15 protein-coding genes are annotated in these 14,800 nt (G+C 60.1%); 5 read left to right on the top strand and 10 right to left on the bottom strand.

What is annotated here, in order from left to right; all coding sequences use genetic code 11:
* Window positions 1–97 precede the first annotated feature (97 nt).
* Window positions 98–844: a 3-oxoacyl-ACP reductase family protein gene (locus HBJ59_RS02380; protein WP_063032408.1), complete on the bottom strand. Its 747-nt coding sequence runs from the start codon at window positions 842–844 to the stop codon at window positions 98–100.
* Between the two features lie 114 nt (window positions 845–958).
* On the opposite strand from HBJ59_RS02380, the gene HBJ59_RS02375 reads away from it, so the two are divergent.
* Window positions 959–1,882 (top strand): LysR family transcriptional regulator, encoded by a 924-nt coding sequence (locus HBJ59_RS02375; protein ID WP_076014728.1) that lies wholly within the window; start codon window positions 959–961, stop codon window positions 1,880–1,882.
* Window positions 1,883–2,000: 118 nt separating this feature from the next.
* Here the strand turns inward: HBJ59_RS02375 and HBJ59_RS02370 are convergent, their stop codons facing one another.
* From HBJ59_RS02370 to HBJ59_RS02360, 3 genes are all read right to left on the bottom strand, one after another.
* Window positions 2,001–2,729 carry an aspartate/glutamate racemase family protein gene (locus HBJ59_RS02370; protein WP_167662669.1) on the bottom strand — a complete coding sequence of 243 codons (729 nt, stop codon included), beginning with the start codon at window positions 2,727–2,729 and terminating at the stop codon, window positions 2,001–2,003.
* 13 nt (window positions 2,730–2,742) lie between these two features.
* Window positions 2,743–4,272, bottom strand: a complete 1,530-nt coding sequence (locus HBJ59_RS02365; protein WP_167662668.1) for an NCS1 family nucleobase:cation symporter-1 — start codon at window positions 4,270–4,272, stop codon at window positions 2,743–2,745.
* A 352-nt stretch (window positions 4,273–4,624) separates the two neighbouring features.
* Window positions 4,625–5,359: a phosphoadenylyl-sulfate reductase gene (locus HBJ59_RS02360; RefSeq protein WP_003214958.1), complete on the bottom strand. Its 735-nt coding sequence runs from the start codon at window positions 5,357–5,359 to the stop codon at window positions 4,625–4,627.
* A 152-nt stretch (window positions 5,360–5,511) separates the two neighbouring features.
* Between HBJ59_RS02360 and thrH the strand changes: the two genes are divergently transcribed.
* Entirely contained in the window at window positions 5,512–6,129 is a 618-nt protein-coding gene (gene thrH, locus HBJ59_RS02355) for a bifunctional phosphoserine phosphatase/homoserine phosphotransferase ThrH (protein ID WP_167662667.1), read from the top strand.
* A gap of 12 nt (window positions 6,130–6,141) precedes the next feature.
* On the opposite strand, the gene HBJ59_RS02350 is transcribed toward thrH, so the two are convergent.
* The 6 genes from HBJ59_RS02350 to HBJ59_RS02325 all read right to left on the bottom strand — a co-directional run bounded on the left by HBJ59_RS02350 (window position 6,142) and on the right by HBJ59_RS02325 (window position 11,429).
* Window positions 6,142–6,498 (bottom strand): type II toxin-antitoxin system HigA family antitoxin, encoded by a 357-nt coding sequence (locus HBJ59_RS02350; RefSeq protein ID WP_167662666.1) that lies wholly within the window; start codon window positions 6,496–6,498, stop codon window positions 6,142–6,144.
* Entirely contained in the window at window positions 6,498–6,800 is a 303-nt protein-coding gene (locus tag HBJ59_RS02345) for a type II toxin-antitoxin system HigB family toxin (protein WP_167662665.1), read from the bottom strand. The genes HBJ59_RS02350 and HBJ59_RS02345 overlap by 1 nt, the downstream gene beginning before the upstream one ends.
* 225 nt (window positions 6,801–7,025) lie before the next feature.
* On the bottom strand, window positions 7,026–8,366 hold the full coding sequence (gene pabB, locus HBJ59_RS02340) for an aminodeoxychorismate synthase component I (RefSeq protein WP_167662664.1): 1,341 nt from the start codon (window positions 8,364–8,366) through the stop codon (window positions 7,026–7,028).
* Between the two features lie 5 nt (window positions 8,367–8,371).
* On the bottom strand, window positions 8,372–9,358 hold the full coding sequence (locus tag HBJ59_RS02335) for an alpha-L-glutamate ligase-like protein (RefSeq protein ID WP_003214969.1): 987 nt from the start codon (window positions 9,356–9,358) through the stop codon (window positions 8,372–8,374).
* Window positions 9,358–10,890, bottom strand: coding sequence for an inactive transglutaminase family protein (locus tag HBJ59_RS02330; protein WP_008432680.1), 1,533 nt, complete (start codon window positions 10,888–10,890; stop codon window positions 9,358–9,360). The genes HBJ59_RS02335 and HBJ59_RS02330 overlap by 1 nt, the downstream gene beginning before the upstream one ends.
* Window positions 10,891–10,895: 5 nt before the next feature.
* The gene (locus tag HBJ59_RS02325) at window positions 10,896–11,429 is read right to left on the bottom strand and encodes an ATP-dependent zinc protease (protein ID WP_167662663.1); all 534 of its coding nucleotides are present in this window, start codon (window positions 11,427–11,429) and stop codon (window positions 10,896–10,898) included.
* A gap of 270 nt (window positions 11,430–11,699) precedes the next feature.
* Between HBJ59_RS02325 and HBJ59_RS02320 the strand changes: the two genes are divergently transcribed.
* The 3 genes from HBJ59_RS02320 (at window position 11,700) to prpC (ending at window position 14,632) form a co-directional block, all read left to right on the top strand.
* Entirely contained in the window at window positions 11,700–12,413 is a 714-nt protein-coding gene (locus HBJ59_RS02320) for a GntR family transcriptional regulator (RefSeq protein WP_026078184.1), read from the top strand.
* The gene (prpB, locus tag HBJ59_RS02315) at window positions 12,410–13,303 is read left to right on the top strand and encodes a methylisocitrate lyase (RefSeq protein ID WP_003214976.1); all 894 of its coding nucleotides are present in this window, start codon (window positions 12,410–12,412) and stop codon (window positions 13,301–13,303) included. Before HBJ59_RS02320 ends, prpB begins: the two co-directional genes overlap by 4 nt.
* A gap of 201 nt (window positions 13,304–13,504) precedes the next feature.
* Window positions 13,505–14,632, top strand: a complete 1,128-nt coding sequence (gene prpC / locus HBJ59_RS02310) for a 2-methylcitrate synthase (protein ID WP_167662662.1) — start codon at window positions 13,505–13,507, stop codon at window positions 14,630–14,632.
* Window positions 14,633–14,800 lie beyond the last annotated feature (168 nt).

Genomic DNA, 14,800 nt, shown 5'->3' with positions numbered 1-14,800 from the left:
CCGGGCATTCCCGGCCCGGGCGAACAGTCTCGCATGATGCTTGGCGTTAGTCAGTGTCGACCAAGGTCGGAGCGTGGTGTGATGTCGCAGCTTGGGTTCAGGCGCCGAAGCCGCCGTCGATGGTCAGGCTGGCGCCGGTGATATAGCCGGCTTCAGGGCCAACCAGGTAAGCGACGAAACTGGCGATCTCTTCCACATGGCCGTAACGGCCCACGGCCATGAAGCCGATCAGGCTCTCGGCGAAATCACCGCTTGCCGGGTTCATGTCGGTATCCACCGGGCCTGGCTGCACGTTATTGATGGTGATGCCCCGTGGCCCCAGGTCGCGTGCCAGGCCTTTGGTCAGGCCGACCAGCGCCGATTTGCTCATGGCGTACGGGCCGCCACCGGCAAACGGCATGCGATCGGCGTTGGTGCTGCCGATGTTGATGATGCGGCCACCTTCGCCCATGTGTCGCGCGGCTTCCTGGGTAGCGACAAACACGCTGCGCACGTTGATGGCAAGGGTGCGGTCGAAGTCTTCCAGGCTGAAATCTTCCAGCGGACCGACGGCCAGCACGCCTGCGTTGTTCACCAGGATATCCAGGCGCCCGAAGGCCTCGACAGTGGCGTTGACGGCGCTGCGGATGGCGGCTGCGTCGGCGCTGTCAGCATGGATCGCCAGGGCTTTGCCGCCTTCGCTGATCACGCTGTTCTGCAATGCTTCGGCCTTGGCAGCGGAGCTGACATAGGTGAAGGCGACGGCTGCGCCTTGGGCGGCCAGGCGCTTGACGATGGCGGCGCCGATACCGCGAGAACCGCCCTGGATCAAGGCGACTTTGCCGCTGAGGTTCTGTGTGGTCATGTCGATCTCCAAAAGGTGTGTTGAGGTTGGAGTCGAGTATCGACCTCGTATGGCGCCCTCGGTAGACCGTGATTGCTATAGTCTGTGTAAATCAAAAGTTTAGAGTGGGGCGATATGGAAAGCTTTGGCAGTATCGAATGCTTTGTGCGCAGCGCCGAAGGTGGCAGCTTTGCCGAAGCCGCCCGGCACCTGAGCCTGACACCGGCGGCCGTGGGTAAAAGCGTGGCCAAGCTGGAAGGACGCCTGGGTGTGCGGCTGTTTCAGCGCAGCACCCGGCGCCTGACCCTGACTGAAGCCGGCAAGCTATTCCTGGAAGAAGTCAGCGGCAGCCTCACCACGATTCAAAATGCCGTGGCCAACCTGGCCAGCGCCGAAGGGCGGCCGGTGGGAACGCTGAAAGTGAGCATGGGCACCGTGTTCGGCACCCGCTACGTGGTGCCGTTGCTGAGTGAGTTTCTGCAGCGTTATCCGGATATCAGCCCCGACTGGCATTTCGACAATCGCCAGGTGGACCTGATCGGCCAAGGCTTTGATGTCGCTATTGGCGGTGGTTTTGAGCTGCCCCAAGGCGTGGTCGCGCGCAAGTTGGCACCGGCGCACCGGATCCTGCTGGCCTCACCGGACTACCTTGCCAAGCGCAAGCCTGTGCTCGCGCCCGAGGACCTGGGTCTCTGTAACGGCATCCTGATCCGCTCACCGCAAACCGGACGCGTGCGCTCCTGGCAACTCACCCATCGCAACCGCGAACAGCGCCCGCTGGTGCTCAAGCCGCGCATGACCATGAGCGACTCCGGCGCCGCCTGCTGCGCCAGCGCCCAAGGCCTGGGGATTGCGCTGGTCAGCATGCCGATGGCGGTGCCGTTCCTCGACAGTGGCCAGTTGGTGCGAGTGCTGCCCGACTGGTACGTCGATGACGGCAACATCTCGCTGTACTACGCCGAACACAAGCTGCTGCCCGGCAAGACCCGGGCGTTTGTGGATTTCATTCTGGAGCAGTTTGCCGAACGCGAGTTGGGGCGTCGGTTCAGTGCCATTTGATCCTTGTGGGGATCAAAGTGTGGGAGCGGGCTTGCTCGCGAAGGCGGTGTGACAGTCACCAGATGCATCGACTGATCCACCGATTTCGCGAGCAAGCCCGCTCCCACATTTTGGATCTTCAGTGTCCGAACTTTCCGGGCCAGCCAATCACTTTCTTCGGCCTCGGCGTCGCATACGTGCGGATCTTCGAGGTCGACAGCCCCAACCGCACCAGCCCTTCAGCAATGGCGACCGCTGCGGTCACGCCGTCCACCACCGGCACGCCCGTGCGGTGGCGAATCTGCTCGTCCAGCCCGGCCATGCCGCCGCATCCCAGGCAGATCACTTCGGCCTTGTCTTCGCTGATCGCCAGTTCAGCCTGGCGCACGATGGCCTCCATGGCCCGCAGCGGGTCTTCTTCCAGCTCCAGCACTGCCATGCCGCTGGCTCTTACCGACGCGCAACGCTGATACAAACCCGCCAGTTTCAACCGGTCTTCGATCAGCGGCACCGTGCGGTCCAGGGTGGTCACCACCGAGTAGGCATGCCCGAGGAACATCGCAGTGCTGGCCGCCGCTTCGGTGATGTCCACCACCGGTACGTTGAGCAACTCCTGCAAACCTTCGCGGCCGTGCTCGCCGTAACCTGCCTGGATCACCGCATCGAACGGCTGGTCGTAGGCCATGACCCGGTCCATTACCGCAATGGCCGCCAGGTAGCTTTCGAAATTGCCTTCTACCGATTCGGCACCGAAAAACGGGGTCAGCCCGACGATCTCGGTACCCGGGGACGCCACCGCCCGTGCCTGTTTGGCGATGGCCTCGGTGATGGATTCAGTGGTGTTGACGTTGACCACAAGGATGCGCATGGAATGTCCTTACTTAATGACTGACGTTATCGACTGCAATGCTTTCGCCGCTCACATCGGCGTAGTACGGCTGGCGCTTGGCGAGCAGCAGGTACAGCAGCCCTGCAATACCGGCGCCAATCAGCCAGGAGAACGGCGAGACAAGGGCGAAACCGGGCAGCAGGGCGAGGAGAATGGCGATCACTGCCGCAGGAATAAACGCCGCAACGGCGCGTAGATTGACGCCACGGCTGTAGTAATAAACCCCCATCGGGTCTTCGCTATACAGTTGCGGCACGTCCACCTGGCTTTTGCGGATCAACCAGTAGTCGACCATGATCACCCCGTACAACGGCCCCAAAAGAGCGCCGAGCCCCGAGAGGAAATACACGATCACCAGCGGGCTGTTGTAGAGGTTCCACGGCAGAATCAGCACTGCCACGGTGGCGCTGATCAGCCCGGCGCGGCGGAAGTTCAGGTACTTGGGCGCCAGGTTGCTCAGCACGAAGGCGGGTGCGACGAAGTTGGCCATGATGTTCACCGCCACGGTCACAATCAGGAACGCCAGGCAGCCCAGCACCAGGAAGAACGTATTTGGAATCGCCGCAATGATTTCGGTGGGGCTCTCGATCACCCGGCCATTGAGGTGGAACTGCCCGCCGCACAGCAACACGGTGATGGCGGCGAACACCAGGATATTCACCGGCAGGCCCCAGAAGTTGCCGACCTTGATGGTCTTGCGGCAGGGCGAAGAGCGGGCAAAGTCACAGAAATTCAGGATCAGCGTGCCGTATATCGCCAGCCACAGCGCGCCGCCGGCGAAGATATTGCGCCACATCTCGCCACCGGTGAGTGGCTCGCGGATCGACCAGGCGATCTGGCCGCCGGCCTGGAAATACATCCAGCCGGCGAGTGATGCCACCGTCAGCAAAATCACTGGCCCGGCGAAGGCTTCATAGCGGCGCACCATCTCCATGCCATAGGCGAGGATGGCGAGCTGCACAAACCAGATCGCCACAAAACACGCCCAGCCGAGGCTCGACAGGCCGAGGATAGAATCGTGGTCGTAGTCGGCAAAACCTGGATGAACCGCCGTCAGCAGCACGCGGAAAACCACCGAGGCCAGGTAGGTCTGAATTCCGAACCAGGCAATCGCGATCACCGCACGAATCAGCGCCGGAATCTGCGCGCCATGGATACCGAAACTGATGCGGCTGATCACCGGAAACGGCACGCCGGTCTTCTGGCCCATGTAGCCGGACAGGTTCATGAAGAAGTACACCAGCGCCGCGCCGATCCCCAGGGACAGCAGAATCTGCCAGCCGCCCAGGCCCAACGCATATAGGCCGATGGCGAAGGAATAGTTGGCGATGTTGTGCACATCGTTAGTCCACAGGGCAAAGATGCTGTAGCGGCCCCAGCGCCGGCCTTCGGCCTTGGTGGGTGCAAGATCCTTGTTGTGCAGGCGCGGGCTGAGTACCAGCGGGCCGGGGCTCGTGGCCTCGGGGTTCAGGGCGGAGGAGGGCAGATCCAGTGCGATGTTATTGGAGAGACTTGTACGCATTCCGGCAGGCTCCTGGACACCAGCAGGAGAGCGGCTGATGTCAAAGTGTATGTATCTTTTTTATTGATTGTATACAAAGTGTGTTTTGCCTTAAGCCACATGCGTGCCAGATTTTTGCCGGGAAAATTATCAGTTGATTTGGTTTTTAGAGTGATTGGAAATAAATAGCTGAATTTAAAGCGATATAAATTGACCATTTGAACAGCTATTTATTTTGTAGCGCAGGGAGGGAAGAGGATTTAACGAGAGGTGTGACGGGGGATGATGTAACTTTTCGGTGCAGGATTTTATAAGTGCACACAAAAATGGCACCGATGGTGACATTTCTGTGTACAGGATTTTGGCTCAGGTGTTACGCCTTGCTGATGATGTTCCCGGCGTGCAACCCGCATTCTTTCTGGGTTGCTTCTTCCCACCACCAACGGCCTTCGCGTTCGTGCTGGTTCGGCAGTACCGGGCGCGTGCAAGGCTCACAGCCTATGCTGATGAAACCGCGCTCGTGCAGGCTGTTGTACGGCAGCTCCAGCATGCGGATGTAACCCCAGACTTCCTCACTGGTCATCTGCGCCAGCGGGTTGAACTTGTACAGGGTGCGTTCCGGGGTGGAGAAGGCGGTATCGATTTCCAGCGCGGCCACCTGGCTGCGGGTGCCGGGGCTCTGGTCGCGGCGCTGGCCGGTGGCCCAGGCGCTTACGCCGGAAAGCTTGCGGCGCAGCGGTTCGATCTTGCGCACGCCGCAGCACTCGCCATGGCCGTCCTTGTAGAAGCTGAACAGGCCCTTTTCCTTGACGAAGGGTTCCAGCTTGCTCTGGTCCGGCGAGATCAGCTCGATGTCGATCTTGTAGAACTCGCGCACCTGCTCGATAAACCGGTAGGTCTCCGGGTGCAGGCGGCCGGTGTCGAGGCTGAACACCTTGACGTTCTTGTTCAGCTTCCAGGCCATGTCTACCAGCACCACGTCCTCGGCACCGCTGAAAGAGATCCACAGGTCGTCGCCAAACTGGCTGAAAGCCAGCTTGAGAATATCCTGGGCGGATTTGTTGGCATAAGTCGCGGCGAGTTCAGCGACGTCGAAGGCTTGGTTCATCAGGACGGTTCCTACAGGTCAATGGCGCTGAGCGCTCTATAGGAGGGCGATGGTAACAAAATCCCGCCTGCGTTGCGGCGGCTGGCGTGAATCGCTAGAGTTCGGCAGTCCTTTTGCTCGCTCAACTCAATAACTTTAAATGGGAGTGTCTTGTGGAAATTGCCTGTCTCGACCTGGAAGGAGTGCTGGTCCCGGAAATCTGGATCGCCTTCGCCGAAAAAACCGGTATTGAATCCTTGCGGGCCACCACCCGGGACATTCCCGACTACGACGTGCTGATGAAACAGCGCCTGCGCATTCTTGATGAACACGGGCTGAAGCTCTCGGACATCCAGGAAGTGATCGCCACCCTCGAACCCCTCGACGGCGCCATCGAGTTCGTCAACTGGCTGCGCGAGCGCTTCCAGGTGGTGATCCTGTCGGACACGTTCTATGAGTTCTCCCAGCCGCTGATGCGTCAACTGGGATTCCCGACCTTGCTCTGCCATCGGTTGATCACCGACGAGAACGACCGGGTGGTGAGCTACCAACTGCGCCAGAAAGATCCCAAGCGTCAGTCGGTGCTGGCGTTCAAGACCTTGTACTACCGAGTGATTGCCGCCGGCGATTCCTACAACGACACCACCATGCTCGGTGAGGCGGATCGCGGGATTCTGTTCCACGCACCGGAAAACGTGATCCGCGAGTTCCCGCAGTTCCCGGCAGTGCATACGTTTGAGGATTTGAAGAAAGAGTTCATCAAGGCGTCGAATCGTTCCTTGAGCCTCTAATCAAGTGATCGACTAAACGCCTGCAAGCAAACTCTCATAAGGAATGCGCAAGCCTTCATGCAGGCGTTTGATCATCGACAAGCTCAGCTTACGCTTGTGGTTCAGCACTTCAGAAACTCGCCCGCTCGGACCTATGAAAGGCTCCAGGTCTCGGGCCGTCAGACCTAGTTGCTCCATTCGAAATTTAATCGCTTCTATGGGATCCGAAGACGGCATCGGGTAATGCTCTGCTTCGTACTTTTCGATAAGTATTGCGAGAATTTCCAGCTCGTCACCCTCAGGCGAACCGATTTCCGCTTCCCAAAGCTGCTCGACGCGCGCGAGCGCAGCGGTCAGGTCTTCCTGGGAATGAATAGGTTTGATGTTCATCACACGGTCTCCGCATTGATCTGATCGTACTGCGCGTGGGTCCCCACGAAGCGTATGAACGCAAGCTGTCGCTGATAGTTGATCGCCATGATCACTCGATATTTGTTGCCGCCTATGTTGAACACAACCCTGCCCGCTTTGAGAATGCTCGCCGTTCTTAGCTCCGCTTTGAGGGCTTGTGGCGTTGGGTAAGTGGCTTTTTCCATATGGCGATACAGCTCGACCAGCGGCGTTTTGGCATCCCTATAGCCGGGCTGGCTTTCCCAGAATATTCGCAAGGCAGACAGCGCGATTATCCGCATCGCTACAACCTCCCAATTTGGGAGATGATAGGTGTGGTTAAGGGGAGATGCAATCTCGGAAATCTTTTCTGACGAGTAGGCAGTCGTTTCATGTGATCCTTCACAGACGGCTGGTGGACGTTCGAGGCCAGACGCTATCGTCCGACTTCAACTCCGTCCACTTCGGTACTGATTCAGGTTTTTTCTGCTGCCTTGCTATACGTCCAAGGCTGGGAAGGGTGGGCGCTACAGGCTTTCCAGCGTTTGTAACAACACTCGCACCTTGGTCATCGACTCCTGGTACTCCGCCTGCCACTCCGAGTCCGCGACAATCCCGCCGCCACCCCAGCAACATACCTGCCCATCCTTGACCAACAGGCTGCGAATGGCGATGGAGCTGTCCATCTCGCCGCGTACGTCCAGGTACAACAAGGAGCCGCAATACAACCCGCGCCGGGTCGGCTCCAGCTCGTCGATGATCTGCATCGCGCGGATCTTCGGGGCGCCGGTGATGGAGCCGCCGGGGAAGCTGCCGGCGATCAGGTCGAGGGCGTCTTTGTCGTCCGCCAGCTCACCGGTGACGCTGCTCACCAGGTGATGCACATTCGGATAGCTTTCGAGGCTGAACAGCTCCGGCACTTTCACCGTGCCGGTACGGCAGGTGCGGCCCAGGTCGTTGCGCAGCAGGTCGACGATCATCAGGTTCTCGGCCCGATCCTTGGGGCTGGCCAGCAATTCAGCGGCGTTGGCCGCATCTTCCACAGGCGTTGTACCCCGTGGCCGAGTGCCCTTGATCGGGCGGGTTTCCACCTGGCGCTGGCTGATTTTGACGAAGCGCTCCGGAGACAAACTCAATACCGCGCCATCATCCGGCAAGCTTTGGAACCCGGAAAACGGTGTTGGGCAGGCTGCGCGCAGGGCGCAATAGGCCACCCACGGGTCGCCGACGCATGGGGCGCGGAAGCGTTGGGCAAAGTTGACCTGGTAGCAGTCACCCGCCTGGATGTAGTCCTGGATACGGGCGAGTGCGTGTTTGTAGGTGTCGGCTGTCACGTCCGGGGCCATCGGGCCTTGCAGCTTGAAGGTGGCCGATGCGCTGATGGCCGGCTGACCGAACAAGGTAATCAGGCGTTGCCGTTCGCTTTCCGCCAGTTTGGGATGGAACACCAGTTGGCTGGTCTGCGCCTGGTGATCGCTGATCAAGGCCCAGGCGTAAAGGCCAAACCGCGCATCGGGCAGGTGCAGGTCGTCTACGGCCAGGTGCGGCAGTTGTTCAAGATGGCGACCGAAGTCGTAGCTCAGGTAACCGATCAGGCCACCGGCAAACGGCAGTTCGTAGGGCGCAGGAATTGTGGCCTCACCCAACAACGTCAGGTTTTCCCGCAAGCGTTGCAGGAAATCGCCGCCGCTTTCGTCCGGCAGTACCGTCAGTGTCGTCTCGGGCCAGGCGCTCAGCAGGTCATACCGACCACGCTCGGCAGCGGGTCGGCCGCTGTCCAGCAGCACTGCGCCGGGAGCATGGCGGATCGCTGCAAAGTATTCGGCAGGGTTCGCCCGATAGGGCAGCGGGTGTACGGAACAGGTCACTGGGTTTATCCCTCGACCGCCGGAATATGCCCAAACATCTCCTGCACAAACTTCACCCGCTCTTCCGGCGTTTCCGTCACGCCCGCCGCCTTCAGCTCTTCCAGTCGAGCCTCCACCGCATGGGTGCGCAAGGTCAGGCCGCAGTCGTTGGCGATCTGGATGTTCAGCCCCGGGCGAGCGTTAAGTTCCAGGATCAGGGGGCCTTTCTCCTGGTCCAGCACCATGTCGACGCCGATATAACCCAGGCCGCACAGCTCGTAGCAGCCGGCGGCGAGCTTCATGAAACCGTCCCAGTTGGGCAGTTGCACGCCGTCCACCGCGTTGGTGGTGTCAGGGTGCTTGGTGATGATGTTGTTCAGCCAGGTGCCGCGCAGGGTCAGGCCGGTGGCCAGGTCGACACCGACGCCAATCGCGCCCTGGTGCAGGTTGGCCTTGCCGCCGGACTGGCGGGTCGGCAAGCGCAGCATGGCCATCACCGGATAGCCCATCAGCACAATGATGCGGATGTCCGGTACGCCTTCGTAGCTGATGCTTTTGAAAATCTGGTCGGGCACCACCCGGTATTCGATCAGCGCCCGGTCACGGTGGCCGCCGAGGGAATACAGGCCGGTGAGGATGCTGGAAATCTGATGCTCGATCTCTTCATGGCTGATGATCTTGCCGGAGACCGTGCGATAGCGCCCTTCGAAACGGTCGGCGATCACCAGGATGCCGTCACCGCCGGCGCCCTGGGCCGGCTTGATCACGAAGTCGCTGCGCCCGCCGATGATCTCGTCGAGCTTGTCGATTTCCTTCTCGGTGGAAATGACCCCGTACATTTCCGGCACATGGATGCCGGCGGCCATGGCCCGTTCCTTGGTGATGATCTTGTCATCCACGATCGGGTACAGGCTGCGCTTGTTGTACTTGAGCACGTAGTCGGCATTACGCCGGTTGATGCCCATGATCCCCCGCGCTTCCAGGGCCTTCCAGGTTTTCCAGAAGCCGAACATTACGAGTCAGCCTTGAGGAAGGCCTTGAAACGTACCAGTTCGGTGAGGCGGTAACCGCGATAACGACCCATGGCCAGCATGAAGCCCACCAGGATCAACAGGATCGCCGGGAAGGTGAACACGAAGTAGATCAGCTCCGGCACGCTCATGATGATGTGGGCCAGGGACGCGGCGAACAGCGTGCCGATCGCGACTTTCATCGCATGGCCGCCACCGCGCTCTTCCCAGGTGATCGACAGGCGTTCGATGGTCATGGTCAGGATCACCATCGGGAACAGCGCCACCGACAGCCCGCGCTCCAGTCCCAATTTGTGGCTGAACAGGCTGATGGCCGCGATCAGCACCACCACGAACGTCAGCACCACCGAGAGCCTCGGCAACATCTGCAGCTTCAGGTGTTCCAGGTAAGACCTGAGGGACAGCCCCAGCGCCGTAATAATGGTGAACAACACAATCCCGAAGCCCAGTTGCGTCTCGCGGAACGCCAGGGCAATCAGCACCGGCGTAAACGTGCCGAGGGTCTGCAGGCCGATCAGGTTGCGCAGGATCAGGATCACCAGCACGCCAATCGGGATCATCACCATGATCATGAAGGTCTGCTGGGTTTGCAGCGGCAGGCCGTACAGCGAGTATTCGAGGAAGTTGGCGTCGGTGTTTTCGTCCGTCAGCTTGGCCAGGCGAATCGCGTTCATTTCGCTGTTGTTGAGGCTGAAGGTCACCATGGCCTTTTTGCCGCCATCGACGGTGATCAGGTTTTCATCGCCGGTCCACCACAGCAGGCGGTCAGCCGGCAGGCCTTGCTCGCCGGTGTCGGGGTTGAAGTACAGCCAGTCATTGCCGTTGAAGCTGCGCAGCCAGAGTTCCGGGGTTTGCGGCTGGTCGGCCACCAGGCGGATGGTGTGGACCTTTTCCACCGGCACGTGGGCGATAGACAGCAGCAGCTCGACGATCTTGGCCTTGTGCGGCGTCGACGGGTCGCCCGCCAGCAGCAGCTTCACGTTGTCGTCGTTGAGGTTGTTGGTGCGCTTGATGGCTTCGCTGATAAAGGTCTCGACGTCGGCCGAGTGCTGGCGGATCGGCGCCAGCAGGGCTTCGGCGGCGATTTTTTCCGGGCCTTCGACGGCGATGCTGTCGCGGAAGGTCGGGCCCTTGACCTTGATCTTTTCACCGCTGTAACGCTTGGTCAGCACCAAGCGGTAATAGAGGGTCTGGTTGCCCTTGGCCCGGCGGGCCGACCAGGTGACCTTGCGGTTGCCGTCGAGGCGATTGACGCTCACGCCGTAGTTATTCGAGATAAAGCTTTCGTTCAGGCTGACGAAGTCGCGGCTCAGGGGCGGCACGAACATCTGGATTTTCACCGGGTCCTTGGCACTGGCGACGAACTCGACCTTGGCGTCGATGTTCCACAGGTCGTCGGTGGCGTCCTCGGTGACGGGAATCCCCAGCACGAAAATCTGATAGGCGGTGACCGAAATGCCCAATACCACCAAAACGGCGATCAGGATTTTCAGGTGCAGATTAAGAGAGCGCATTCAAATTACTCAGCGGTATGAGCGTCGGAGGCGCAGGCAGGTTTGCCCGCCGCGTATTTAAGACTGGGGTCGACCAGCGCATCAAAGCGTTTCAGCGCTTCGGAGCCGATCAGCAGCGGGTATTGGAAGGCGCTGCGGTCAGTCAAGTTCACTTCGATACTGCGTAAAGCGGTGCCCATGCAGATGTCCAGGGCAATCACTGGACGGGCGGTGTAGTTCTTGTCTTCATCGGGGTCGTAGTCACCGGCACGGCGCTTGATCTTGCTCACGCGGGCCAGGGGACGCTCGATGGGGTGGGAATGTGCGGTGTCGATGGCCAGGTAGAAGCGCACCCAGGATTCACCGTTGCGCTTGAAACGCTTGATGTCGCGGGCGCTCAAGGAAGCGGTCTTGGCACCGGTGTCGAGTTTGGCGGCCACTTCCAGGTCAATGCCGGCCAACTTGGCGTATTCATTGAGCCCATACACGGTCTTCTCGGCAGCAACGCCAAGGCCCGGCAAAAGCAGTAGAAGCAAAAGGGGGAAGGGCTTGAGTCTCATAAATCCTGACGCGATGCAGTGCGATGTTCAATTCAAGGCGACTGGCATTGCTGCGCAATCTCTGGTGCGCCTTTTCATCCATGGATGTCAGGCAAAAGTGGCCGGCATTCTAACATGAAGGTTTTCTGGCGCCAGCGCTGGCAGCCGGCCATGCCCTGATAGGGTGCGACACCGGTTATTAGACGATTGTCGACAATGTGTATTTATTCTTTGACTATTAAGGGCTGATTGGCTAGTTTTTGCGGCATTGCTTTTAAAGGTGTCGACAATATGCTGGATCAACTGGAAACCCCAGTGATAGCGTCAGACGATTCCCAGACCATGTCGGAGAACGTCTTTCGGCGTATCCAGGCCGCCATCGTCAAGGGCGAGATCGCCCCCGGCAGCAAGATCTCCGAGCCGGAACTGGCGCGCACCTATGGCATCAGCCGTGGCCCGCTGCGTGAGGCAATCCACCGGTTGGAAGGCCAGCGCCTGCTGGTGCGCATCCCCCATGTGGGCGCGCGAGTGGTGTCCTTGAGCCATGAAGAGCTGATCGAACTCTACGAAATCCGCGAATCCCTGGAAGGCATGGCCTGTCGCCTGGCCGCCGAGCGCATGACCGACGCCGAGATCGAAGAATTGCGCCAGGTGTTGCACACCCACGAGCGCGATGCGGCCTTCCAGGCCGGTGTCGGCTACTACCAGCAGGAAGGCGACTTCGATTTTCATTACCGGATAATTCAAGGCGCCGGTAACCGCACCCTGACCCAAATGCTGTGCGGCGAGCTGTATCAGTTGGTGCGCATGTACCGCATCCAGTTCTCCGCCACCCCCAATCGTCCACGCCAGGCCTTTGCCGAGCATCACCGCATTCTTGACGCGATTGCCGATCGCGACGGTGAACTGGCCGAGTTGTTGATGCGCCGTCATATCGGCGCCTCCAAACGCAACATTGCCCGTCACTTCCCGGACGGCGCTCCCCAATCACGAGGTGAGTCATGAGTTCCAATAACAACACTACTCCAGGCCAGCGTTTCCGTGACGCCGTCGCCAGCGAGCACCCATTGCAGGTGGTCGGCGCGATCAACGCCAACCACGCGCTGCTGGCCAAGCGTGCCGGGTTCAAGGCGATTTACCTGTCGGGTGGCGGGGTGGCTGCCGGCTCCCTTGGTGTGCCGGACCTGGGCATTACCGGCCTGGATGACGTGCTGACCGACGTGCGCCGCATCACCGACGTATGCGACCTGCCGCTGCTGGTGGACGTGGACACCGGTTTTGGCTCCTCGGCGTTCAACGTCGCGCGCACCGTGAAGTCGATGATCAAGTTCGGCGCGGCGGCGATCCATATCGAAGACCAGGTGGGCGCCAAGCGTTGCGGTCACCGTCCTAATAAAGAAATCGTGTCCCAGCAGGAAATGGTCGACCGCATCAAGGCCGCCGTGGATGCGCGCACCGACGACAGTTTCGTGATCATGGCCCGCACCGACGCACTGGCGGTGGAAGGTCTGGAGTCCGCCCTGGAACGTGCCGCCGCCTGCATCGAGGCCGGCGCCGACATGGTGTTCCCGGAGGCCATCACTGAGCTGGAGATGTACAAGCTGTTCGCCTCCCGCGTGAAAGCGCCGATCCTGGCCAACATCACCGAATTCGGCGCAACGCCTCTCTATACCGTCGATCAACTGAAATCTGCGGATGTTTCCATCGTGCTGTACCCGCTCTCGGCCTTCCGCGCGATGAACAAGGCGGCCGAGAACGTCTACACCGCGATCCGTCGCGACGGCACCCAGCAGAACGTGATCGACACCATGCAAACCCGCATGGAGCTTTACGATCGCATCGACTACCACACCTTCGAGCAGAAGCTCGACGCGCTGTTCGCCGCCAAAAAATAACGGACCCTGATACTTGTAGGAGCGAGCTTGCTCGCGAAGATCGTTAACGATAACGCGCTTAGCCTGAATGAACGCGGCGCCCTGAAGTTTTTCGCGAGCAAGCTCGCTCCTACAGGGGCAGCGTGAAGATTTAGCGATTCGTGGGGTGGTGTGAAGCTTCAGCGAGACGCTTCCCTAATAAATACAAAATTGGAGATAACCATGGCCGAAGCAAAAGTACTCAGTGGAGCCGGCCTGCGTGGCCAGGTCGCCGGGCAAACCGCACTGTCCACCGTGGGCCAGGCCGGTGCCGGCTTGACCTATCGCGGCTACGATGTGCGCGAACTCGCTGCCGACGCGCAGTTTGAAGAAGTCGCCTACCTGCTGCTCTACGGCGAACTGCCGACCAAAGCCGAACTCGCGGCCTACACCGCCAAACTCGGCAAACTGCGTGACCTGCCCCAGGCGCTGAAAGAAGTGCTGGAACGCATCCCGGCCGACGCCCATCCGATGGACGTGATGCGCACCGGTTGCTCGTTCCTGGGCAATATCGAGCCGGAGAAAGACTTCTCCGTGCAGCGCGACGTGACCGACCGCCTGCTCGCCGCGTTCCCGGCGATCATGTGCTACTGGTACCGCTTCAGCCACGACGGCCAGCGCATCAATTGCGTGACCGACGAACCGACCATCGGCGGCCACTTCCTGCACCTGCTGCACGACAAGAATCCCAGCGACTTGCACGTCAAGGTGATGAACGTCTCGTTGATCCTCTACGCAGAGCACGAGTTCAACGCCTCGACGTTCACCGCCCGCGTGTGTGCGTCGACCCTGTCGGACCTGTATTCCTGCGTCACCGCCGCCATCGGCTCTCTGCGCGGCCCGCTGCACGGCGGCGCCAATGAAGCGGCGATGGAGATGATCGAGCGTTTCTCTTCCGCCCAGGAAGCGGTGGAAGGCACCCTCGGCATGCTGGCGCGCAAGGACAAGATCATGGGCTTCGGCCACGCGATCTATAAAGACAGCGACCCGCGTAACGAGGTGATCAAGGGCTGGTCGAAAAAACTCGCGGACGAAGTGGGCGACACGGTGTTGTTCCCGGTTTCCGAAGCCATCGACAAGACCATGTGGGAGCAGAAGAAACTGTTCCCCAACGCCGATTTCTACCATGCCTCGGCGTACCACTTCATGGGCATCCCGACCAAGCTGTTCACGCCGATTTTCGTCTGCTCGCGGCTTACAGGATGGGCCGCGCATGTATTTGAACAGCGTGCCAACAACCGCATCATCCGTCCGAGCGCCGAGTACATCGGCGTTGAGCAGCGCAAGTTCGTGCCAATCGAACGTCGCTGAATGGAGAAACCGCTGATCTCGGGGTGAAACCGGATCAAAAATGTGGGAGCGGGCTTGCTCGCGAAGGCGGTGTGACAGTCGCCATGTGTGTTGAATGACACACCGCTTTCGCGAGCAAGCCCGCTCCCACATTTCGATCGCATTCCACCTTGGATCAGCACCGGTTCT

The sequence above is a fragment of the Pseudomonas sp. AN3A02 genome (genome assembly GCF_011765255.1).
Taxonomy (GTDB): domain Bacteria; phylum Pseudomonadota; class Gammaproteobacteria; order Pseudomonadales; family Pseudomonadaceae; genus Aquipseudomonas.
The sequence above is the reverse complement of the archived record's forward strand: the minus strand, read 5'-3'. Positions and strand labels throughout refer to the sequence as shown.

Coding starts and splice junctions, on each gene's coding strand:
- HBJ59_RS02365 (WP_167662668.1), bottom strand. CDS start 4,272: ATGCGTACAAGTCTCTCCAATAACATCGCACTGGATCTGCCCTCCTCC.
- HBJ59_RS02320 (WP_026078184.1), top strand. CDS start 11,700: ATGCTGGATCAACTGGAAACCCCAGTGATAGCGTCAGACGATTCCCAG.
- HBJ59_RS02330 (WP_008432680.1), bottom strand. CDS start 10,890: ATGCGCTCTCTTAATCTGCACCTGAAAATCCTGATCGCCGTTTTGGTG.
- HBJ59_RS02350 (WP_167662666.1), bottom strand. CDS start 6,498: ATGAACATCAAACCTATTCATTCCCAGGAAGACCTGACCGCTGCGCTC.
- prpC (WP_167662662.1), top strand. CDS start 13,505: ATGGCCGAAGCAAAAGTACTCAGTGGAGCCGGCCTGCGTGGCCAGGTC.
- HBJ59_RS02360 (WP_003214958.1), bottom strand. CDS start 5,359: ATGAACCAAGCCTTCGACGTCGCTGAACTCGCCGCGACTTATGCCAAC.
- HBJ59_RS02325 (WP_167662663.1), bottom strand. CDS start 11,429: ATGAGACTCAAGCCCTTCCCCCTTTTGCTTCTACTGCTTTTGCCGGGC.
- HBJ59_RS02335 (WP_003214969.1), bottom strand. CDS start 9,358: ATGTTCGGCTTCTGGAAAACCTGGAAGGCCCTGGAAGCGCGGGGGATC.
- HBJ59_RS02345 (WP_167662665.1), bottom strand. CDS start 6,800: ATGCGGATAATCGCGCTGTCTGCCTTGCGAATATTCTGGGAAAGCCAG.
- HBJ59_RS02380 (WP_063032408.1), bottom strand. CDS start 844: ATGACCACACAGAACCTCAGCGGCAAAGTCGCCTTGATCCAGGGCGGT.
- prpB (WP_003214976.1), top strand. CDS start 12,410: ATGAGTTCCAATAACAACACTACTCCAGGCCAGCGTTTCCGTGACGCC.
- HBJ59_RS02370 (WP_167662669.1), bottom strand. CDS start 2,729: ATGCGCATCCTTGTGGTCAACGTCAACACCACTGAATCCATCACCGAG.
- HBJ59_RS02375 (WP_076014728.1), top strand. CDS start 959: ATGGAAAGCTTTGGCAGTATCGAATGCTTTGTGCGCAGCGCCGAAGGT.